Source organism: Variovorax fucosicus (genome assembly GCF_030316825.1).
Lineage (GTDB): Bacteria > Pseudomonadota > Gammaproteobacteria > Burkholderiales > Burkholderiaceae_C > Variovorax > Variovorax fucosicus.
In genome coordinates, this window is the sequence record NZ_JASZYU010000001.1 from 796,992 (window position 1) to 816,745 (window position 19,754).

17 protein-coding genes are annotated in these 19,754 nt (G+C 66.3%); 11 read left to right on the plus strand and 6 right to left on the minus strand.

The genetic code is table 11. The features are described 5' to 3' along the window. Nucleotides 1-17: 17 nt before the first annotated feature. From QTI05_RS03745 to serA, 5 genes are all read right to left on the minus strand, one after another. Nucleotides 18-1,034 carry a Tim44 domain-containing protein gene (locus tag QTI05_RS03745; RefSeq protein WP_286541957.1) on the minus strand — a complete coding sequence of 339 codons (1,017 nt, stop codon included), beginning with the start codon at nt 1,032-1,034 and terminating at the stop codon, nt 18-20. 35 nt (nt 1,035-1,069) lie between these two features. Then, nucleotides 1,070-1,801, minus strand: coding sequence for a bifunctional demethylmenaquinone methyltransferase/2-methoxy-6-polyprenyl-1,4-benzoquinol methylase UbiE (gene ubiE, locus QTI05_RS03750; protein ID WP_286622959.1), 732 nt, complete (start codon nt 1,799-1,801; stop codon nt 1,070-1,072). Between the two features lie 88 nt (nt 1,802-1,889). Next, the gene (locus tag QTI05_RS03755) at nt 1,890-2,303 is read right to left on the minus strand and encodes a gamma-butyrobetaine hydroxylase family protein (protein ID WP_286622960.1); all 414 of its coding nucleotides are present in this window, start codon (nt 2,301-2,303) and stop codon (nt 1,890-1,892) included. A 16-nt stretch (nt 2,304-2,319) separates the two neighbouring features. Further along, the gene (locus QTI05_RS03760) at nt 2,320-6,198 is read right to left on the minus strand and encodes a DUF3683 domain-containing protein (RefSeq protein ID WP_286622961.1); all 3,879 of its coding nucleotides are present in this window, start codon (nt 6,196-6,198) and stop codon (nt 2,320-2,322) included. A gap of 155 nt (nt 6,199-6,353) precedes the next feature. Next, nucleotides 6,354-7,583, minus strand: a complete 1,230-nt coding sequence (serA, locus tag QTI05_RS03765) for a phosphoglycerate dehydrogenase (protein WP_286622962.1) — start codon at nt 7,581-7,583, stop codon at nt 6,354-6,356. A 175-nt stretch (nt 7,584-7,758) separates the two neighbouring features. On the opposite strand from serA, the gene ugpB reads away from it, so the two are divergent. From ugpB to QTI05_RS03795, 6 genes are all read left to right on the plus strand, one after another. Beyond that, the gene (gene ugpB, locus QTI05_RS03770; protein ID WP_286622963.1) at nt 7,759-9,069 is read left to right on the plus strand and encodes a sn-glycerol-3-phosphate ABC transporter substrate-binding protein UgpB; all 1,311 of its coding nucleotides are present in this window, start codon (nt 7,759-7,761) and stop codon (nt 9,067-9,069) included. Nucleotides 9,070-9,216: 147 nt separating this feature from the next. Beyond that, nucleotides 9,217-10,098 carry a sn-glycerol-3-phosphate ABC transporter permease UgpA gene (ugpA, locus tag QTI05_RS03775; RefSeq protein WP_286541951.1) on the plus strand — a complete coding sequence of 294 codons (882 nt, stop codon included), beginning with the start codon at nt 9,217-9,219 and terminating at the stop codon, nt 10,096-10,098. 1 nt (nt 10,099) lies between these two features. Then, nucleotides 10,100-10,951: a sn-glycerol-3-phosphate ABC transporter permease UgpE gene (ugpE, locus tag QTI05_RS03780; protein WP_286541950.1), complete on the plus strand. Its 852-nt coding sequence runs from the start codon at nt 10,100-10,102 to the stop codon at nt 10,949-10,951. An 18-nt stretch (nt 10,952-10,969) separates the two neighbouring features. After that, a complete protein-coding gene (gene ugpC / locus QTI05_RS03785) occupies nt 10,970-11,977 on the plus strand; it encodes a sn-glycerol-3-phosphate ABC transporter ATP-binding protein UgpC (protein ID WP_286541949.1) in 1,008 nt (335 codons plus the stop codon). A gap of 46 nt (nt 11,978-12,023) precedes the next feature. Further along, on the plus strand, nt 12,024-12,761 hold the full coding sequence (gene ugpQ / locus QTI05_RS03790) for a glycerophosphodiester phosphodiesterase (RefSeq protein ID WP_286622964.1): 738 nt from the start codon (nt 12,024-12,026) through the stop codon (nt 12,759-12,761). A gap of 35 nt (nt 12,762-12,796) precedes the next feature. Further along, nucleotides 12,797-15,262: a DUF3772 domain-containing protein gene (locus QTI05_RS03795; protein WP_286622965.1), complete on the plus strand. Its 2,466-nt coding sequence runs from the start codon at nt 12,797-12,799 to the stop codon at nt 15,260-15,262. Between the two features lie 3 nt (nt 15,263-15,265). On the opposite strand, the gene QTI05_RS03800 is transcribed toward QTI05_RS03795, so the two are convergent. Further along, complete coding sequence (locus QTI05_RS03800; protein WP_286622966.1) at nt 15,266-15,544, minus strand: hypothetical protein; 279 nt, start codon at nt 15,542-15,544, stop codon at nt 15,266-15,268. 93 nt (nt 15,545-15,637) lie between these two features. Between QTI05_RS03800 and hemA the strand changes: the two genes are divergently transcribed. The 5 genes from hemA to QTI05_RS03825 all read left to right on the plus strand — a co-directional run bounded on the left by hemA (nt 15,638) and on the right by QTI05_RS03825 (nt 19,746). Next, on the plus strand, nt 15,638-16,918 hold the full coding sequence (hemA, locus tag QTI05_RS03805) for a glutamyl-tRNA reductase (RefSeq protein ID WP_286622967.1): 1,281 nt from the start codon (nt 15,638-15,640) through the stop codon (nt 16,916-16,918). Between the two features lie 82 nt (nt 16,919-17,000). Further along, on the plus strand, nt 17,001-18,092 hold the full coding sequence (gene prfA / locus QTI05_RS03810; RefSeq protein WP_286622968.1) for a peptide chain release factor 1: 1,092 nt from the start codon (nt 17,001-17,003) through the stop codon (nt 18,090-18,092). Continuing rightward, nucleotides 18,092-18,925 (plus strand): peptide chain release factor N(5)-glutamine methyltransferase, encoded by an 834-nt coding sequence (prmC, locus tag QTI05_RS03815; RefSeq protein ID WP_286622969.1) that lies wholly within the window; start codon nt 18,092-18,094, stop codon nt 18,923-18,925. The genes prfA and prmC overlap by 1 nt, the downstream gene beginning before the upstream one ends. A gap of 33 nt (nt 18,926-18,958) precedes the next feature. Then, entirely contained in the window at nt 18,959-19,285 is a 327-nt protein-coding gene (grxD, locus tag QTI05_RS03820; RefSeq protein ID WP_286622970.1) for a Grx4 family monothiol glutaredoxin, read from the plus strand. Beyond that, nucleotides 19,285-19,746 carry a cupin domain-containing protein gene (locus tag QTI05_RS03825; protein WP_286541941.1) on the plus strand — a complete coding sequence of 154 codons (462 nt, stop codon included), beginning with the start codon at nt 19,285-19,287 and terminating at the stop codon, nt 19,744-19,746. Before grxD ends, QTI05_RS03825 begins: the two co-directional genes overlap by 1 nt. Nucleotides 19,747-19,754 lie beyond the last annotated feature (8 nt).

Sequence of the window (19,754 nt, forward strand, 5' to 3'; positions counted from 1 at the left end):
GTGTCGCCGGACGGCGCTTATTGCAGGGCTTGCACCCCTGCCACCAGCCAGCCGCCGCGGCCGTCGGTCGGCTTGGTCATGTTCCAGACCTCGCGGAACGGACTCGGGCCGGCCGAAGCATCCTCGCGGATCATGCCGGAGAACTCGACACTGGCCAGGTAAACGTCGGGGGCCTCCTCGATGCCAAGCAGCTTGGCGTCGAGCATCACAACGTCGGTCTTGTTCGGCTGGCTGCCGGTATGAGTCTCGCGTTCGGCCAGTTGCGCGCGGATCTCGCCGACCATGCTGTCGGTCATCATCGAGCGCAGCGTCTGGATGTCGTTGCGATCCCAGGCGTCCTGCAGCGTCACGAAGTTGCGCTTGGCCGCCGTGAGAAAGCCGTCGACATCGAAGCCGGCCGGAGTGCCCCATGACTGCGCGCCGACCAGCGCCGAGCCGATCATGCTGCCGCCGCCCGCGACCGCCGCGCCAGCCATCGACGAACCGCCGGTATGCGGGGCCGGGGTGGCGTCGAACGCCGCACCCTGGCGCTCCCATGGCCGCGCCGACGCGTCGTTGCCGACGTTACCGGGGCTGTACTGCGCCGGAGCGCCCGGGTTGCCGGGGCCGCCCGCGCCTTCGAAAGCGAAGCCGCCGGGACGCGAACCTGCGGGCCGCGAGCGCGCCGCGAAGATGCGCCACACCACCACCGCCGCCAGCACCAGCAGGCCGATCAGCAGGATGTTGCCGAAGGCGGCGCCAAGGCCGAGCGAGTGGGCCAGCCAGGCCAAGCCCAGGCCCGCGGCCAGGCCGCCGAGCATGGCACCCCACGGGCGCTTCGGCGCCGCAGCGGCGGGTGCTGCAGCGCCCGGCTTGGCAGCCGCGTTCGTGGCGCTCTGGGCCGGTGCGCCCGGCGCGGGCGAAGCCGCCTCACGCTGCGTGACGTTGCTCGACTGGCGGCCCATCGACTTTCCGCCGCCGATGCGGGCCGCGTCGGCCTGCACGCTGACCAGCGCCATCGCGCACACCAACAAGATAGATCCAAGTTTCTTCATGAGGTCTCCTCTGGTCGCCGGGAACGGCGGTTCTTTCAACACTTGATTCCAACATGCAGGGCCACCACGCCACCTGTCATGTTGTGATAGTCCACATGCCCGAAACCGCCCTCTTTCATGAGGGTCTTGAGTTCGTCCTGCCCCGGATGCATGCGGATCGATTCGGCCAGGTAGCGATAGCTTGCATCGTCGCCTGCCACCAGCTTTCCGAGCCGCGGCAGTACGTTGAACGAGTACCAGTCGTAGGCCTTGGCCAGCGGCTTGGCAACTTTGGAAAACTCGAGCACCAGCAGCTTGCCGCGCGGCTTGAGCACGCGGTTCATCTCTTTCAGCGCCAGATCCTTGTGTGTCATGTTGCGCAGACCGAAGGCCACGGTCACCACGTCGAAGTGGTTGTCGGGGAACGGAAGCTTCTCGGCGTCGCACACCATCGTGGGCAGCGACACGCCGGCGTCGAGCAAACGGTCGCGGCCGGTGCGCAGCATCGCTTCGTTGATGTCGGTGTGCACCACTTCGCCGCTGGCACCGACCTTCTTCGCGAAAGCCAGTGCAAGGTCGCCGGTGCCGCCCGCGATGTCGAGCACCTTCGAGCCCTCGCCGACATTGGCGACCATCACGGTGTAGGCCTTCCACGCACGGTGAAGCCCCATCGACATGAGGTCGTTCATGAGGTCGTAGCGCGTGGCGACAGAGTCGAACACGCCGCGAACGCGTTGCGCCTTTTCTTTTTCGTCGACCGATTCGAAGCCGAAGTGGGTGGTACTCATAGGCCCGATGTTAGGCCGTATGGACTCATATCAAGGCGACGACCCCGCTGGCTCGGCGGACATTCGCCGAACAAGGGCCGCTGCGGCGTCAGTGCGAACCGCAGGCGTGGCCGCCCTTGTCGGCCATCGGCGCATCGCGATCCACACCGGCCGCGGCCAGCCGCACCTGGTAATCGGCCCAGAGCTGCTCCTGCTTCGCGCCGAGTTCGTAGAGCAAGTCCCATGAAAAGATGCCGGTGTCGTGCCCGTCGCTGAACACCGGCTTGACCGCATAGTTGCCGACCGGCTCGAGCTCGACCAGACCGACCTCGCGCTTGCCGGTCTGCAGGATTTCCTGGCCCGGGCCATGGCCCTGCACTTCGGCCGACGGCGAGTAGATGCGCATGAGCTCGAACGGGATGCGAAAGCTCGCACCGTCCGAAAAGCCGACCTCCAGCACGCGCGAGGCGCCATGCACGGTGATCGATCGGGGCGTTGGTGCGCCGGCTTGCAAACCTGCCATGAAGAAGCTCCTGTTGCTAGACCAGCACCCGCTCGATGCCGCCCTGGTTGGCCGCGGCCACATACTCCGGCAGCCATTGCTCGCCCAGAATGCGGTTGGCCATCTCGACCACGATGTAGTCGGCCTCGAGGAGGCCGTTGTTCAGGTCATTGCCGTAACGGCTCAGGCCCTGCAGGCAGCTCGGGCAGCTTGTCAGGATCTTGACGTTCTCCTTGGCGCCGATCTTGCCGCTCTCGCGCAGCGCCGCTTCACCCTGCTTCAGTTCTTCTTCCTTGCGGAAACGGATCTGCGTCGAGATATCGGGCCGCGTCACGCCGAGTGTGCCGGATTCGCCGCAGCAGCGGTCGTTCTTCAGCACGTTGTCGCCGACCAGCGCCTTCACCGTCTTCATCGGATCCTGCAGCTTCATTGGGCTGTGGCAGGGGTCGTGATACAGATACCCGCCGCCGCCCGCGTCGCCGAGCGTGATGCCCTTTTCGAGCAGGTACTCGTGGATGTCGATGATCCGGCAGCCCGGGAAGATCTTGTCGAACTGGTAGCCCTGCAACTGGTCATAACAGGTGCCGCAGCTCACCACCACCGTCTTGATGTCGAGGTAGTTGAGCGTGTTGGCCACGCGGTGGAAGAGCACGCGGTTGTCCGTGATCATCTTCTCGGCCTTGTCGAACTGGCCGCTGCCGCGCTGCGGATAACCGCAGCACAGGTAGCCCGGCGGCAGCACGGTCTGCACCCCGGCGTGCCACAACATGGCCTGCGTCGCCAGGCCGACCTGCGAGAACAACCGCTCCGAGCCGCAGCCCGGGAAGTAGAAGACCGCTTCGGTTTCCGACGTCGTCGCCTTCGGGTTGCGGATGATCGGTACGTAGTCGGCGTCTTCGATGTCGAGCAGCGCGCGCGCCGTCTGCTTGGGCAGGCCGCCCGGCATCTTCTTGTTGATGAAGTGGACGATCTGTTCCTTGATCGGAGCCGGGCCCAGCGTGGCAGGCGGCGCAGACGTCTGCTTCTTCGCGACGCGGCGCAGCAGGTCGTTGGCCAGGCGCTGCGCCTTGAAGCCGATTCCGACCATGCCGACGCGCATCGCCTTGATGGTCTGCGGATTGGTCGCGTTCAGGAAGAACATCGCGGCTGCATTGCCGGGCCGGAAGCTCTTCTGCCCCATCTTGCGCAGCAGGTTGCGCATGTTCATCGAGACATCGCCGAAGTCGATCTTCACCGGGCAGGGGCTCAGGCACTTGTGGCACACGGTGCAGTGGTCGGCCACGTCCTCGAACTCTTCCCAGTGCTTGATGCTGACGCCGCGCCGGGTCTGCTCTTCATAGAGAAAGGCCTCGACCAGCAGCGAGGTCGCGAGGATCTTGTTGCGCGGGCTGTAGAGCAGGTTGGCACGCGGCACATGCGTGGCGCACACCGGCTTGCACTTGCCGCAGCGCAGGCAGTCTTTCACGCTGTCGGCAATGGCGCCGATGTCGCTCTGCTGCATGATCAGCGACTCGTGCCCCATGAGGCCGAAGCTCGGTGTGTAGGCATTGGTCAGGTCGGCGTGCAGGGCGTCGGCGCCGGTGTCTTCCACCCGCAGCAGCTTGCCCTTGTTGAAGCGCCCTTCCGGATCGACCCTTTTCTTGTAGTCGGTGAACGGCTGCAGCTCTTCGTCGCTCAGGAACTCCAGCTTGGTGATGCCGATGCCGTGCTCGCCCGAGATCACGCCGTCGAGCGACCGGGCCAGCGCCATGATGCGCACCACCGCTGCATGCGCGGTCTGCAGCATCTCGTAGTTGTCGCTGTTGACCGGGATGTTGGTGTGCACATTGCCGTCGCCAGCGTGCATGTGCAGCGCAACCCACACGCGGCCCTTGAGCACGCGCTGATGGATCGCATTGCACTCGTCCAGGATCGGCACGAACTCCGCGCCGGTGAAGATCTGCGTGAGCGGCGCGCGAAGTTGCGTCTTCCAGCTCGCCCGCAGGGAGTGATCCTGCAGCTGCGCAAACAATGCATCGACGTTCTGCAACCAGCCGGCCCAGAGCGTGCGCACCTCGCGGACCAGCGCGATGGCCTGCGCCACGCGGTCTTCAAGCAGATCGGCCGAAGGAATGTCGTTGGCGTCGTCGGTCTTGCCGAGCGGCAGATTCCCGCGCGTGAAGAAAGCTTCGAGCGCGTCGGCAAATGCCAGCTTGTTCTGCAGCGACAGCTCGATGTTGATGCGCTCGATGCCATCGGTGTACTCGGCCATGCGCGGCAGCGGGATCACCACGTCTTCGTTGATCTTGAAGGCGTTGGTGTGCTTGCTGATCGCGGCGGTGCGCTTGCGGTCGAGCCAGAACTTCTTGCGCGCCTCGGGGCTGATCGCGATGAAGCCTTCACCGCTGCGCGAGTTGGCAATGCGCACGACTTCGGACGTGACGCGCGCCACCGCATCGGCATCGTCGCCGGCGATGTCGCCGAACAGCACCATCTTCGGCAGGCCACCGTGCTTCTTCGATTTGGTGGCATAACCGACGGCCTTCAGGTAGCGGTCGTCGAGGTGTTCGAGGCCGGCCAGCAGCACGCCCGAGCGCTTCTGCTCGGCGAACATGAAGTCCTTGATCTCGACGATGCTTGGCACCGCGTCTTTCGCGTTGCCGAAGAACTCGAGGCACACCGTGCGGGTGTGCGAAGGCATCTTGTGAACCACCCAGCGGCAGCTCGTGATGAGCCCGTCACAGCCTTCTTTCTGGATGCCGGGCAGGCCCGACAGGAACTTGTCGGTCACGTCCTTGCCGAGGCCTTCCTTGCGAAAGGTCTTGCCGGGGATGTCGAGGCGCTCGGTGCGCAGCCGGGTCTTGCCGTCGGCCGCGAAGTACTGCAGCTCGAACACGGCGCTGTCGGCGTCGTGGATCTTGCCGAGGTTGTGGCCGATGCGCGTGACTTCGAGCCACTCGGCCTGCGGCGTCACCATGCGCCACGAGGCCAGGTTGTCCAGCGCCGTGCCCCACAGCACGGCCTTCTTGCCGCCGGCGTTCATCGCGACGTTGCCGCCGACGCACGAGGCTTCGGCCGAGGTCGGGTCGACCGCGAACACATAGCCCGCGCGCTCGGCCGCATCGGCCACGCGCTGTGTGACCACGCCGGCCTCCGTCCACACCGTGGGCACCGGCGCTTCGAGCCCCGGCAACGGCACGAGCTCGACTTCGGTCATCGCTTCGAGCTTTTCGGTGTTGATGACCGCGCTGTTCCAGGTCAGCGGAATCGCGCCGCCGGTGTAGCCGGTGCCGCCGCCACGCGGAATGATGGTCAGGCCGAGTTCGATGCAGCCCTTGACCAGCAAGGCCATCTCGGCTTCGGTGTCGGGGCATAGCACGACGAACGGATATTCCACGCGCCAGTCGGTGGCGTCGGTCACATGCGACACGCGCGACAGGCCGTCGAACTTGATGTTGTCTTTCGCCGTCAGGCGGCGAAACGCACGCGTCGCCTTGCGGCGCAGCGCGGCCACATCGCGGAACATGAGGTCGAACGAGGCGATGGCCTTCGACACCAGCGCCGCCAGTTCGCCGACCAGCAGATCGCGCTCGGCATCGATGTCGGGCGTGCGGCGCTTGCCGACTTCGGTGAGCCGGTGGTTGAGGGCATCGACCAGTTGGCCGCGCCGGCGCGGGTTGTCGAGCAGGTCGTCTACCAGGTAGGGATTTCGCTGCACCACCCAGATATCGCCCAGCACCTCGTACAGCATGCGGGCGGATCGGCCGGTGCGGCGCTCGGCCCGCAGCACCTGCAGCAATTCCCAGCCGCGCGCGCCGAGCAGCCGGATCACGATTTCGCGATCGGAGAAGCTGGTGTAGTTGTAGGGGATTTCGCGCAGTCGCGCCGGCTCTTCGGCCTGCGACAACAGCGCGGTCAACGCGATCGGAGCATTCATCGGGGGTGGGCCTCGGTCGGGCGCTGCGCGCCCAGCAACCAGGGGACTCCGATTTTAGGTCAGGGCTTGAATACCTGCCCTGCGCCCCTTGGCAAGAGCGCCCGGTGACGTCGGCCGCCCCAGCGCATACCGCCCGCCGACGCCCCCTCGGAATGTCAGAACAGCACGCGGCTTCGAATCGTCCCAGGCACCTCGGCCAGCTTTTCCAGCGCGATGTCCGAATAAGCCGCGTCGATGTCGGTCACCACGTAGCCCACCTGCTCGTTGGTCTGCAGGTACTGCGAGGCGATGTTGATGCGGTTGTCCGCAAACACCTGGTTGATCGCCGACAACACCCCCGGCACGTTGTGATGGATGTGCAGCAGGCGGTGCTTGCCCGGGTGTGCCGGCAGCGCCACCTCCGGGAAATTCACCGACGAGACCGACGTGCCGTTGTCGCTGTACTTCACCAGCTTCTCGGCGACCTCGCTGCCGATGTTGGCCTGCGCCTCCATCGTCGAGCCACCCACGTGCGGCGTGAGGATCACATTGTCCAGGCCGCGCAGCGGCGACTGGAATTCTTCGTTGTTGCTGCCCGGCTCCACCGGAAACACATCGATGGCCGCGCCCCAGAGCTTCTCGCTCTTGATGCCTTCGGCCAGCGCATCGATATCGACCACCGTGCCGCGCGCCGCATTGATCAGAATGCCGCCCGGCTTCATCGCTGCGATCTCGGCCGGGCCGATCATCCACTTCGTCGACGGCAGCTCCGGCACATGCAGGCTCACGATGTCGCTCTGCGCGAGCAACTCGTGCAGCTTGGGGATCTGGCGGGCGTTGCCCAGCGGCAGCTTGCTGACCACGTCGTAGAACGTGACGTGCATGCCGAGCCCTTCGGCCAGCACCGACAACTGCGTGCCGATCGAGCCGTAGCCGACGATGCCCAGCGTCTTGCCGCGGATCTCGTGCGAATTCGCGGCCGATTTCATCCAGCCGCCACGGTGCACCAGCGCGTTCTTCGCGGGGATGCCGCGCAGCAGCAGGATCGCTTCGGCCAGCACCAGCTCGGCCACAGAGCGGGTGTTGGAATACGGCGCGTTGAACACCGCCACGCCGCGCTCGCGCGCCGCCCCCAGATCGACCTGGTTGGTGCCGATGCAAAAACAGCCCACGGCCACCAGCTTGGGCGCAGCCGACAGCACATCGGCCGTGAGCTTGCTTTGCGACCGGATGCCCAGAAAGTGCACATCGGCCAGCTTGGCCTTGAGCTCTTCGCCCTGGAGAGCCTTGGACAGCGTCTCGATTTGCGTGTAGCCCGCTCCCCGGATGGTTTCCACCGCCGAAGGATGGATGTTCTCCAGCAACAGGAACTTGATCTTGCTTTTTTCAAGGGAGGTCTTGTTCATCCCTGAAGGCTAGCATGGTGCACTGCAACAAGCAGGCCGCGCACCAATGGCGGGCACCCAAAAGGGTTTCCCCGCTTGGTCGCGCCGGCGACTCCATGCGACAACCATCGACGCGGAACCGTCATGCAGATGACCTAGCATCCGCGCTTTTGTTTTTCCCCCTTCAGGAGTCTTCATGCGATTCAAAACGCTTGCCATGGCCTCGACGCTGGCCGCCACGCTGTGCACCACGGCGCAGGCCCAAACCGAGATCCAGTGGTGGCATTCGATGACCGCCGTCAACAACGAGTGGGTCAACGACCTGGCCAAGCAGTTCAACGAGAGCCAGAAGGAATACAAGATCGTGCCCACCTTCAAGGGCACCTACGACGAATCCATGACGGCCTCGATCGCGGCCTTCCGGTCCGGCAATGCCCCACACATCCTGCAGGTGTTCGAAGTTGGCACGGCCACCATGATGGCCAGCAAGACCGCCATCATTCCGGTCGGCCAGGTCATGAAGGACGCGGGCGAGAAGTTCGACCCAACCGCCTACATCCCAGCCGTGGCCGGCTACTACACGGCACCCAATGGCCAGATGCTGAGCTTCCCGTTCAACAGCTCGACCACGGTGTTCTACGTCAACAAGGACGCCTTCAAGGCGGCCGGCATCCCCACCGACAAGCTGCCGGCCACCTGGCCGGAAGTGGCGGCGGCCGCTGCCAAGCTCAAGGCCAGCGGTCACAAATGCCCGTTCACCACGGCGTGGCAGGGCTGGACGCAGCTCGAGAGCTTCTCGGCCTGGCACAACGTCGAGTTCGCGACCAAGAGCAACGGCCTGGCCGGGCTCGACGCGCGCATGAAGATCAACTCCCCGCTCCACGTTCGCCACATCGAGAACCTGGCCAACATGGCCAAGCAGGGCCTGTTCATCTACAAGGGCCGCGGCAACGTGCCGGAAGCCTCGTTCGTCTCGGGCGAGTGCGCCATGATCAACACCTCTTCGGGCTTCTACGGCAACGTGGCGAAGAACGCCAAGTTCGCCTACGCGGTTGCACCGCTGCCCTACTACCCGGATGTGGCCGGTGCGCCGCAGAACACGGTGATCGGTGGCGCCAGCCTGTGGGTCATGTCGGGCAAGAAGCCGGCCGAATACAAGGGCGTCGCCAAGTTCTTCACCTTCATCTCGCAGCCTGAAGTGCAGTCCGCCAGCCACAAGCGCACCGGATACCTGCCGGTGACCCTGGCGTCCTACCAGCTCACCGAGAAGTCGGGCTTCTACAAGGAAAACCCGGGCACCGACGTGGCCGTGACGCAGATGATCCGCAAGGTCACCGACAAGAGCCGCGGCATCCGCCTTGGCAACTACGTGCAGGTTCGCGCGATCGAGGACGAAGAACTCGAACAGGTGTGGAACGGCAAGAAGCAGCCCAAGGAAGCGCTGGACGAAATCGTGAAGCGTGGCAACGAGCAACTCGAACGCTTCCAGAAAGCCAACAAGGGCTGACGCCTTTTTGCCGCAGCAGTCATGCTGGCACCCCTCCCTGCCCTCCCCGGCCGCCGGGGAGGGTGGCTGTGATGGCCCCGATGCAGCAGTAGACTCAGCCGCCCGCCGAACGCAGAAGCCGGCGGGCTTTCTTTTTTGAGGGGACTTATGGAAAAACGCGTTGTATTCAGGTCGGGTTGGCTGCCTTGGCTGCTGCTCGTGCCGCAAATGGCGGTGATCCTGGTGTTTTTCTTCTGGCCGGCGGCGCAGGCGATCCTGCAATCGCTGCAGCAGCAGGACGCGTTCGGAACCTCGATCGAGTTTGTCGGCTTCGACAACTTCAAGCAGCTCTGGGGCGACCCGAGCTACGTCGAGTCCTTCAAGACCACCGCCATGTTTTCGGTGCTGGTGGCCGTCATCGGCATCAGCCTGTCGCTGATGCTCGCCGTGTTCGCCGACCGCATCGTGCGCGGCGGCATGTTCTACAAGACCATGCTGATCCTGCCGTATGCGGTCGCGCCGGCCGTGGCGGCCGTGCTCTGGGTCTTCATGTTCTCGCCGTCGCTCGGCGTCGTCGCCTATGCGCTCGGCAAGATCGGCATCGACTGGAACCACCTGCTCAACTCGAACCACGCGATGACGCTGATCGTCATGGCCGCGGTGTGGAAGCAGATTTCGTACAACTTCCTGTTCTTCCTGGCGGGCCTGCAATCGATCCCCAAGTCGCTGATCGAGGCCGCGGCCATCGACGGCGCGCGGCCGTGGCGACGCTTCTGGACGGTGCAGTTTCCGCTGCTGTCGCCGACCACCTTCTTCCTCTTGGTCATCAACGTGGTCTACGCCTTCTTCGACACCTTCGCGATCGTTGACGCGGCGACCCAGGGCGGACCGGGCAAGGACACGACCATCCTGGTCTACAAGGTCTATCACGACGGCTTCAAGGCGATGGACCTCGGCGGCTCCGCGGCGCAATCGGTGGTGCTGATGGTCATCGTTGTGGCCCTGACCGTGATCCAGTTCCGCTACGTCGAAAAGAAAGTGCAGTACTGAAATGGTCGAAAAACGCGGAACCCACGGCATCCTCGCCCATGTGGTGATGGTGCTCGGCGTCTTCATCGTCGCCTTTCCTCTCTACCTCGCGTTCGTGGCGTCCACGCACACGGCGCAGGAAATCGTTCAGGCGCCCATGCCGCTGCTGCCGGGCGGCCACATGTGGGAAAGCTACAAGTCGGCCCTGTTCGGCAACGCGAACGCCGTCGGCTCGAACGCGCCGGTGGCCCACATGATGTGGGTCAGCCTGGTGACGGCGCTGGTGATCTCGATCGGCAAGATCGCGATCTCGCTGCTGTCGGCCTTTGCGATCGTGTACTTCAAGTTTCCGTTCCGCAAGATCGTGTTCTGGATGATCTTCGTGACGCTGATGCTGCCGGTCGAGGTGCGCATCCTGCCCACCTACAAGGTCCTGTCGGATCTGAACATGCTGAACACCTACGCGGGCCTGACGATTCCGCTGATCGCGTCGGCGACGGCGACCTTCCTGTTCCGGCAGTTCTTCATGACGGTGCCGGACGAGCTCACCGAAGCTTCACGGATGGACGGCGCGAGCCCGATGCGTTTCTTCATCGACGTGTTGCTGCCGCTGTCGAAGACATCGATCGCGGCACTGTTCGTGATCCAGTTCATCTACGGCTGGAACCAGTACCTCTGGCCGCTGCTGGCCACCACCAACGAAGACATGTACCCGGTGGTGATCGGCATCAAACGCATGATCGCCGGCGGCGACGGCCAGAACGAATGGAACGTCGTGATGGCGACCGCCATCCTCGCGATGCTGCCGCCCGCCATCGTGGTGGTGCTGATGCAGAAGTGGTTCGTCAAGGGCCTGGTCGATACCGAAAAATAAGTTGGGACGAACGAAAAAATGGCTGCTCTTTCACTACGCAACGTCATCAAACGCTATGGCCACGGGGCCAAGGCGAACCAGGTCATCCACGGCGTGAGCGCCGAGATCACCGACCATGAATTCATCGTCATCGTCGGCCCCTCCGGCTGCGGCAAGTCGACGCTGCTGCGCATGGTCGCGGGGCTCGAGGAAATCTCGGCCGGCGAAATCCGCATCGGCGACCGCGTGGTCAACGACCTCGAACCGTCGGAACGCGACATTGCGATGGTGTTCCAGAACTACGCGCTCTATCCGCACATGAGCGTGTTCGACAACATGGCCTACGGCCTGAAGATCGCAAAGGTTCCGAAGGACGAGATCAAGACGCGCGTCGACAAGGCCGCCGGCATCCTGGAACTGGGCCATCTGCTGCTGCGCAAGCCGCGCGAGTTGTCGGGCGGCCAGCGCCAGCGCGTGGCCATGGGCCGAGCGATCGTGCGGCAGCCGCAGGTGTTCCTGTTCGACGAGCCGCTCTCGAACCTCGACGCCAAGCTGCGCGCCCAGACCCGCATCGAGATCCAGAAGCTGCACCGCGAGCTCGGCATCACCTCGCTGTTCGTCACCCACGACCAGGTCGAGGCAATGACGCTCGCGCAGCGCATCATCGTGATGAACGGCGGCGTGATGGATCAGTTCGGCACGCCCGAAGAGGTCTACAACCGCCCGGCCACGACCTTCGTCGCGAGCTTCATCGGCTCGCCGCCGATGAACCTGCTGCAGCACGCGCCAGGCGTGCGGCCCGGGCAAATCCTCGGAGCCCGGCCCGAGCATCTGACGCTCGACGAAAACGGCTGGACGGCGCAGGTCGAATCGGTCGAGCTGCTGGGCGCCGAGCGGCTGGTGTACGCCCGCATCGGCGAGGAGCAGGTCATCATGCGCACCGCCGAAAGCGATCATCCCCCGGTTGCAGGCGACACCGTGAAGATTGCAGCGCAAACCGACAAGCTGCACTGGTTCGACGCTGGCTCCGGAAAGCGCGCAGCTTGAGCGCCGCGCCGGGTAGCCCCCTGCAAGCTCGAGCGTGGGGGCCAACATGACCCCCTGGCCCTACCCGCGTTGGATTGCCCACCGCGGTGCCGGCAAGCTGGCGCCGGAGAACACGCTGGCCGCGTTCCGACTGGGCGCGGCGCATGGCTACCGGATGTTCGAGTGCGACGTGAAGCTCAGCGCCGACAGCGTGCCGTTCCTGATGCACGACGCCACGTTGCAGCGCACCACCAACGGGGCTGGCACGGGCGGCGACACGTCCTGGGGCGAGCTGTCGCAACTCGACGCCGGCAGTTGGCATTCGCGCGCTTTCGCAGGCGAACCACTGGCGAGCCTTGAGAACGCGGCCCGGTTCTGCCTGCACAACGGTCACCTGCTCAACATCGAGATCAAGCCCACACCGGGCGTCGAGCGCCGCACCGGCGAAGTGGTGGCGCAGCACGCGCAGCGGCTGTGGGCCGGCGCGGCGGTGCCGCCGCTGCTGACATCGTTCCAGCCCGCAGCGCTGGCCGGCGCACGCGACGCGGTGCCCAGGTTGCCGCGCGGACTGCTGCTCGACACCCTGCGCGCGGACTGGCTCGACGCTGCACTCCAACTCGGCTGCGTGGCGATCGTCTGCAACCACGCGCTGTGGAATGCAGCCACCGTGGCGCAGGCGCAGGCGGCCGGCCTGCGCACGCTGAGCTACACGGTCAACGACGAGTGGGCCGCCGAGCGGCTCGTTGCGCTCGGCACCGACGGCATCATCACCGATCGCGTCGACCTCTTCGCCCCGGCCGGCTGACCGCCGGGCTTGCGTCGGCCTTCTATGATGCGCCGATGAGTCTGATTTCACGCTGCTGCGCGGCTTTCATGCTGGCACTGCTGCTGGGTTCGGCCTGCGCGCAGGGTCCTGCGCCCGCTGCGGCGGCTGCGTCCGATGCGCCAGCTGCTGCGACCGACACAACGCAGGCGCCGGCCCAGGCGACCGTGGCCGACCTGCGCGCCGCGTTCGCCAAGCTACCTGCCAAGGCCGAGAGCAACGAGGACATTCGCAGCCTGCTCAAGCAGCTCAACGCCATCGGGACGCAGGCCGATGCCTTCGTCAGCTCGCGCAGCGGGCCGCTGGCCGACCTCAACGCCCGGCTCGGCGAACTCGGCAACGCACCGACCGCGCCCGGCAGCACCGAAGACCCCGACATCACGCGCCAGCGCAGCACGCTGCTCAAGGAACGCAATGCGCTCGATGCCGATGTGCGGCTCGCCAAGCTGTTGGCCGTCGATGCGCAGCAGCGCGGCAGCGACCTGCTGACCCAGCGGCGCAAGCTGTTCGAGGCGCAACTCACGGAGCGAGCGCCGTCGCCGCTGGGCCGCGAGTTCTGGCTCGATATTCGCGACGCCTGGCCCGACGACACGGCACGGCTGCATGCACTGGGCGCCGAGTTGCGCGACGGCCTGGCCGTCGTGCGCCAGCCGGCGCACCGCAACACCGTGCTGTTGAGCATTGCCGCCGCGCTGCTGGTGGCACTGCTCGGCAACTGGCTGGCGGAACTCGGCCTGGTGAAGCTGGCGGCCCGGGTGCTGCCGCCAGGGCGGCTGCGGCGCTCGTTGCTGGTGATCTGCATCGTCGGCACCAACGTGGTACTGGTCGGCATGGCGGCGCAATGGCTGCACGCTGTCCTCGACACGCACGGCGCCTGGGGCCCTGCCACCCGCAAGGTGGCGCAGGCGGTGGTGGCGTCGAGCATCTTCATTGCGTTCGTGGTCGGACTGGGGCGCGCGTTGCTGTCGATCCATCGGCCGTCATGGCGGCTGCCACCGATTCCCGACGCGATGGCGGCGCGGCTGGCGCCCTATCCCTGGCTGATCGCCCTGATCGGCACGCTGGTGTGGGCACCGGCCCAGGTCAACGCGGTGGTCGACGCCAGCTTCGCCGCGGTGGTTGCGACCCATGTGGTCACAGCGCTCGCGCTCACTGCGCTGATCGCCGCGATCGTGCTGCGACTCGGCCCGGGCCAGCCGGCCGGCCGGCCCGCCAGCAGCGCCGAGTCCGGCGCCGACGCGCCGCCGGAACGCCCGATCTGGGTCGGCATGTTGTTGAGCGCCGTGGTCGTCATCGTCGTGGTCATCTGGGTGCTGGTGGCGGCCGGCTACGTGGCGATGGCCAGCTTCCTGGCCGGGCAGCTGACCTGGGGCGGCATCGTGGCAGCGGCGTTCTACGTGCTGTTCAAGTTTGCCGACGACCTGTTCACGGCGGTGGTGTCGTCCAGGAGCAGCTTCGGTGCACGGCTGCAAAAGAGCTTCGGCTTCGCGCCGGCGACACTCGACCAGGCGGCGGTGGTGCTGTCAGGCCTGAGCCGGGTCGCACTGTTCTTCTACATGGTGATCGCGCTGGTAGCGCCGCTGGGCACCAGCCCGGGCGAGGTGTTCCAGCGCAGCGGGCAATTCGGCTCCGGTTTCAAGATCGGCGAGTTCGAACTGGTGCCGGGCGCGATCTTCAGCGCCATCGGCGTGGCGCTGGGCGGCTTCGTCGCGCTGCGCGTGCTCAAGCGCTGGCTGGAGCAGCGCTACCTGCCGAGCACCACGCTCGAGCCCGGCATGCAGAGCTCGATCACCACACTGCTGAACTATGCGGGCGGCATCCTGGTGGTGGCGTTCGCGCTGTCGGCGCTGGGCATCGGCATCAACCGCATCGCCTGGGTGGCGAGCGCGCTGTCGGTCGGCATCGGCTTCGGGCTGCAGGCGATCGTGCAGAACTTCATCTCGGGGCTGATCCTGCTGGCCGAACGGCCGGTGAAAGTCGGCGACTGGGTGGTGCTGGGCGCCACCGAGGGCGACGTGCGGCGCATCAACGTGCGCGCCACCGAAATCCAGCTCGGCGACCGCTCGACGCTGATCGTGCCGAACTCCGAGTTCATCACCAAGACCGTGCGCAACATGACGCTGGCCAATGCCGAAGGGCGTGTGCTGATCCGGCTGCCGATGCCGCTGAGCACCGACGCGAAGAAGGTGCGCGAGCTGATGCTGGCCGCCTGCGGCGCACACGCGGGTGTGCTGGCCACGCCCGCGCCGTCGGTCACGCTCGAAGGCATCGAAGGCGGCACGCTGATCTTCCAGGCCATCGCCTATGTGCCGAGCCCGCGGCTGGCCGGCGGCGTGCGCAGCGACCTGCTGTTCGAGATCCTCGATGCGCTGCAGGCGGCCGACCTGCCACTGTCGGTGCCGACCATGCTGGTCGCGCCTGGCGGGGCCACGCCGATGGCGACGCCGGGGGAAAGCCCGCCGGCTGCGCCGCTGCAGAGCTGAGCGTCAGCGCTTCCAGCCGCGGCCCAGCCACCACTGGGCGGTGCCGCAGACGACCACGAGCGCGCCATAGGTCAGCATCATTCCGTCGCGGCCGAAGTAGACGAGCCCGGCGCACAGCACGGCCACACCCGCTATCAAATTAATAGCGAACTGAGCCCACCGGCCGGGCGCCCCGGCCGCTTGCGGCAACAGGAATCGGGCCTGCAGGGCGAGCACCCCCGCCACGAAGAAGGCCGGTGCCGCGAAATTCAGCAGGTGGTAGAGCAGGTCGAGCGCGGACATCTGGAAAGTTGGAAAGCGGGGTTTTGTGCCGCGCTATGGAGGTCATAGCGGCAGTGTCCTCCGGAGAGCCCCAGCAAATTTTATAATCCGGGAATGTCAGTCTGGGCCCTTGGGTTGAACCACACGACCGCGCCGCTCGATCTGCGCGGTCGTTTCGCGTTCGCGCTCGACCAGATCGCCCCTACGCTTCACAGCCTGCGCAGTTCGTTCGAGGGCGCCGGCAGGGGCCGCCATCCGCAGGTCGAGGCCGCCATCATTTCGACCTGCAACCGTACCGAGATCTACTGCGCCGCCGATCACATGGCGCTCGACCACACGGTCGGCTGGCTGGCGCAAAGCGGCGGCGTCTCGCCTGCGCTGCTGCGCTCGCACGCCTACACGCTGCACGACGACGAGGCTGCGCGCCACGCCTTCCGCGTGGCCAGCGGACTCGATTCGATGGTGCTCGGCGAGGCGCAGATCCTGGGCCAGATGAAGGACGCGATCCGCGCCGCCGAAACCGCCGGCGCGCTTGGCAGCACATTGAACCAGCTGTTTCAGCGCTCGTTCGCCGTGGCCAAGGAAGTGCGCACCGCCACCGAGGTCGGCGCGCACTCGATCAGCATGGCAGCGGCCTCGGTGCGGCTCGCGGCCCAGCTCTTCGAAGACCTGCAGCAGACGCGCGTGCTGTTCGTCGGTGCGGGCGAAATGATCGACCTCGCCGCCACGCATTTCGCGGCAAGGCAGCCCAAGTCCATCGTCATCGCCAACCGCACGCTCGAGCGCGGCGAGAAGCTGGCTTCGCGCTTCGGCGGCGAGGCGATGCGGCTGGCTGAGTTGCCCGCTCGGCTGGCCGAGTTCGACATCGTCGTGAGCTGCACCTCAAGCACGTTGCCGCTGATCGGCCTGGGCGCCGTGGAGCGCGCGCTCAAGCAGCGCAAGCACCGCCCGATGTTCATGGTCGACCTGGCCGTGCCGCGCGACATCGAACCGGAAGTCAAGAAACTCGAAGACGTGTACCTCTACACCGTGGACGACCTGGCCCAGGTGGTGCAGCAAGGCCAGGCCAGCCGCCAGGCCGCGGTCGCGCAGGCCGAGGTGATCATCGACGCCGGCGTGCAGAGCTTCATGCACTGGCTGGATCAGCGGGACTCCGTTCCATTGATCCAGCAGCTCAACGCACAGGCCGACGACTGGCGCGCGGCCGAACTCGCCCGCGCGCGCAAGATGCTGGCGAAGGGCGAAGACATCGACACGGTGCTGCAGGCGCTGTCGCGCGGCCTCACCCAGAAGATGCTGCACGGCGCAATGGCCGAGTTGCACGCCGGCGACGCCGCAGCACGCGAGCAGACGGCGCAGACGCTGTCGCGCCTGTTCCTGCGCAAAGAGCGTTAGCGACGCCTGCCCGTCGCATGGCCCGCCGCTGCCGGCGGGCGCCCGTTTTTCGCGCCCTCTTTCGCCCCCGTTCCGCCCTCCGATGAAATCCTTTCTCCGCCAGCAACTCGACCGCTACGTGCAACGCCTCGAAGAGCTCGACTTCCTGCTCTCGCGCGAAGACATCATGGCCGATATGACGCAGTACCGGCTGCTGTCCAAGGAACATGCCCAGGTCACGCAGATCGCCGGGCGCTACCTGCGCTTCAAGCAGCGCGAAGCCGACCTGGCCGGTGCGCGCGAGATGCTGGACGACCCCGACATGGCCGAGATGGCGCAGGAAGAAATCGCTTCCGCCGAGGCCGAACTGCAAAAGCTCGAAGACGAACTGCAACGCCTGCTGCTCCCCAAAGACCCGGATGACGCGCGCAATGCCTTTGTTGAAATCCGCGCCGGCACCGGCGGCGACGAATCGGCGCTGTTTGCCGGCGATCTGCTGCGCATGTACACGCGCTACTGCGAACGCGCGGGCTGGCGCTGCGAGATCGTGAGCGAATCGGAGAGTGAACTCGGCGGCTACAAGGAAGTTGTGATCCGCGTCGTCGGCGACGATGTGTTCGGCCGGCTGCGCTTCGAGTCCGGCGGCCATCGCGTGCAGCGCGTGCCGGCGACCGAAACGCAGGGCCGCATCCACACCAGCGCCTGCACGGTTGCCGTGCTGGCCGAGCCGGACGAGGCGGTGGCGGTGCAGATCAACCCGGCCGACCTGCGCATCGACACCTACCGGGCATCGGGCGCCGGCGGCCAGCACATCAACAAGACCGATTCGGCCGTTCGCATCACGCACATCCCGACCGGCATCGTGGCCGAGTGCCAGGACGATCGCAGCCAGCACCGCAACAAGGCCAAGGCGCTGCAGGTGCTGTCGGCGCGCATCCAGGAAAAGGATCGCAGCGAACGCGCGGCGAAGGACGCGGCCGAGCGCAAGGGGCTGATCGGCACCGGCGACCGCTCGGATCGCATCCGCACCTACAACTTCCCACAGGGCCGGCTCACCGACCATCGCATCAACCTCACGCTCTACAAGCTGCTGACCATCATGGAAGGCGACCTCGGCGAAGTGCTCGACGCGCTGCAGGCGGCGCGCGAGGCAGAGCAGCTGGCGGAGCTTGAGTCGTCGGCCCTGCCCGCGTGATGCCCACGACGCTGACGCAGGCACTGCGGGCCGCCACGGCGCTGGGCGTGGATCGGCTCGATGCCCAACTGCTCTTGCTGCGCGCACTGGGCCAACCGATCCACGAACGCGCCTGGCTGCTGGCCCACGACACCGACACGTTGCCCGACGGCGCCTGGCAGGCTTTTCAGGCCCTGTGCGGGCGCCGCGCCGCGGGCGAGCCGACCGCCTACCTGCTCGGCGAGAAGGAGTTCCATGGCCTGACGCTGCAGGTCGACCCGCGCGTGCTGGTGCCACGGCCGGACACCGAAACGCTGGTCGACTGGGCCCTGGCGCTCGCGGCCGGCCTCCAGGCCCCGCGCCTGCTCGACCTCGGCACCGGCAGCGGCGCCATCGCGCTGGCGCTGCAACAGGCGCGGCCGGACGCAACGGTCGATGCGGTCGACGGCAGCGCCGACGCGCTCGAGGTCGCCCGTGCCAATGCGCAACGGCTGGCGCTGCCCGTTCGCTTTGCCCAGGCTGACTGGCTCACCGGCGCTGGCGCCGGCTACGACCTGATCGTCTCGAACCCGCCCTACATCGCTTCCGGCGACGTGCACCTTGCCGCGTTGCGCCACGAACCGCTGGGCGCGCTGGCGTCGGGGCCAGACGGCCTGGCCGACCTGCGCCGCATCGTGCAGGACGCGCCCGCATATCTGGCCGAGGGCGGCTGGCTGCTGCTGGAGCACGGTTTCGACCAGGCGGCCGCGGTGCGCGCGCTACTGACTGCCCGCGGGTTCGCACAAGTTCAAAGCCGCGACGATCTCGCCGGCATCGCGCGCTGCTCCGGCGGAATCTGGCGCACGGTGAAATAATCCGCCCCAACCCACCCTTTTCAGGAGCCAGCCATGAGCGACGCCCAGCAACGCATCGACGACCTCGTCAAATCCAACGACATCCTGCTCTTCATGAAGGGCAACGCCAGCTTTCCGATGTGCGGCTTCTCCGGCCGCGCGATCCAGATCCTCAAGGCCGTGGGCGTCGACACCCGGACGCTCAAGACGGTGAACGTGCTGGAAGACGACGGCATCCGCCAGGGCATCAAGGAATACAGCCAGTGGCCGACCATTCCGCAGCTCTACGTCAACGGCGAGTTCATCGGCGGCTCGGACATCATGATGGAGATGTACGAGTCGGGCGAACTGCAACAGGTCGTCAACAGCAAAGCCGCCTGATGCCCGCCTGGCAGCACGACGGCGTGCGCGTGATTCCCGGCAACCAGCTCGACGGCAACACGGCGCAGACGCCGGGCATGGATCGCAAGGCGGCGATCAACTTCGCCCGCGTCGGCGCGCAGAAGCTCTGGGCCGGCACCGTCACCATCCATGCCAATGCCAAGACGGGCGCCCACCACCACGGCCACCTCGAGTCTGTGATCTATGTGGTGAGTGGCCGCGCCCGCATGCGCTGGGGCGAGCAGCTCGAGTTCACGGCCGAGGCCGGCCCGGGGGACTTCATCTATGTGCCGCCGTACGTGCCGCACCAGGAAATCAACGCCAGCAGCACCGAAGCGCTGCAATGCGTGCTGTGTCGCAGCGACGGCGAGGCCGTGGCGGTGAACCTCGACATCCAGCCGGTGGAAAAACCGGACACGGTGCTCTGGGTCGACCCCACACACCCCCATGGTGGCGTGTGAAAAGCCCG

Coding starts and splice junctions, on each gene's coding strand:
- QTI05_RS03745 (WP_286541957.1), bottom strand. CDS start 1,034: ATGAAGAAACTTGGATCTATCTTGTTGGTGTGCGCGATGGCGCTGGTC.
- ubiE (WP_286622959.1), bottom strand. CDS start 1,801: ATGAGTACCACCCACTTCGGCTTCGAATCGGTCGACGAAAAAGAAAAG.
- QTI05_RS03755 (WP_286622960.1), bottom strand. CDS start 2,303: ATGGCAGGTTTGCAAGCCGGCGCACCAACGCCCCGATCGATCACCGTG.
- QTI05_RS03760 (WP_286622961.1), bottom strand. CDS start 6,198: ATGAATGCTCCGATCGCGTTGACCGCGCTGTTGTCGCAGGCCGAAGAG.
- serA (WP_286622962.1), bottom strand. CDS start 7,583: ATGAACAAGACCTCCCTTGAAAAAAGCAAGATCAAGTTCCTGTTGCTG.
- ugpB (WP_286622963.1), top strand. CDS start 7,759: ATGCGATTCAAAACGCTTGCCATGGCCTCGACGCTGGCCGCCACGCTG.
- ugpA (WP_286541951.1), top strand. CDS start 9,217: ATGGAAAAACGCGTTGTATTCAGGTCGGGTTGGCTGCCTTGGCTGCTG.
- ugpE (WP_286541950.1), top strand. CDS start 10,100: ATGGTCGAAAAACGCGGAACCCACGGCATCCTCGCCCATGTGGTGATG.
- ugpC (WP_286541949.1), top strand. CDS start 10,970: ATGGCTGCTCTTTCACTACGCAACGTCATCAAACGCTATGGCCACGGG.
- ugpQ (WP_286622964.1), top strand. CDS start 12,024: ATGACCCCCTGGCCCTACCCGCGTTGGATTGCCCACCGCGGTGCCGGC.
- QTI05_RS03795 (WP_286622965.1), top strand. CDS start 12,797: ATGAGTCTGATTTCACGCTGCTGCGCGGCTTTCATGCTGGCACTGCTG.
- QTI05_RS03800 (WP_286622966.1), bottom strand. CDS start 15,544: ATGTCCGCGCTCGACCTGCTCTACCACCTGCTGAATTTCGCGGCACCG.
- hemA (WP_286622967.1), top strand. CDS start 15,638: ATGTCAGTCTGGGCCCTTGGGTTGAACCACACGACCGCGCCGCTCGAT.
- prfA (WP_286622968.1), top strand. CDS start 17,001: ATGAAATCCTTTCTCCGCCAGCAACTCGACCGCTACGTGCAACGCCTC.
- prmC (WP_286622969.1), top strand. CDS start 18,092: ATGCCCACGACGCTGACGCAGGCACTGCGGGCCGCCACGGCGCTGGGC.
- grxD (WP_286622970.1), top strand. CDS start 18,959: ATGAGCGACGCCCAGCAACGCATCGACGACCTCGTCAAATCCAACGAC.
- QTI05_RS03825 (WP_286541941.1), top strand. CDS start 19,285: ATGCCCGCCTGGCAGCACGACGGCGTGCGCGTGATTCCCGGCAACCAG.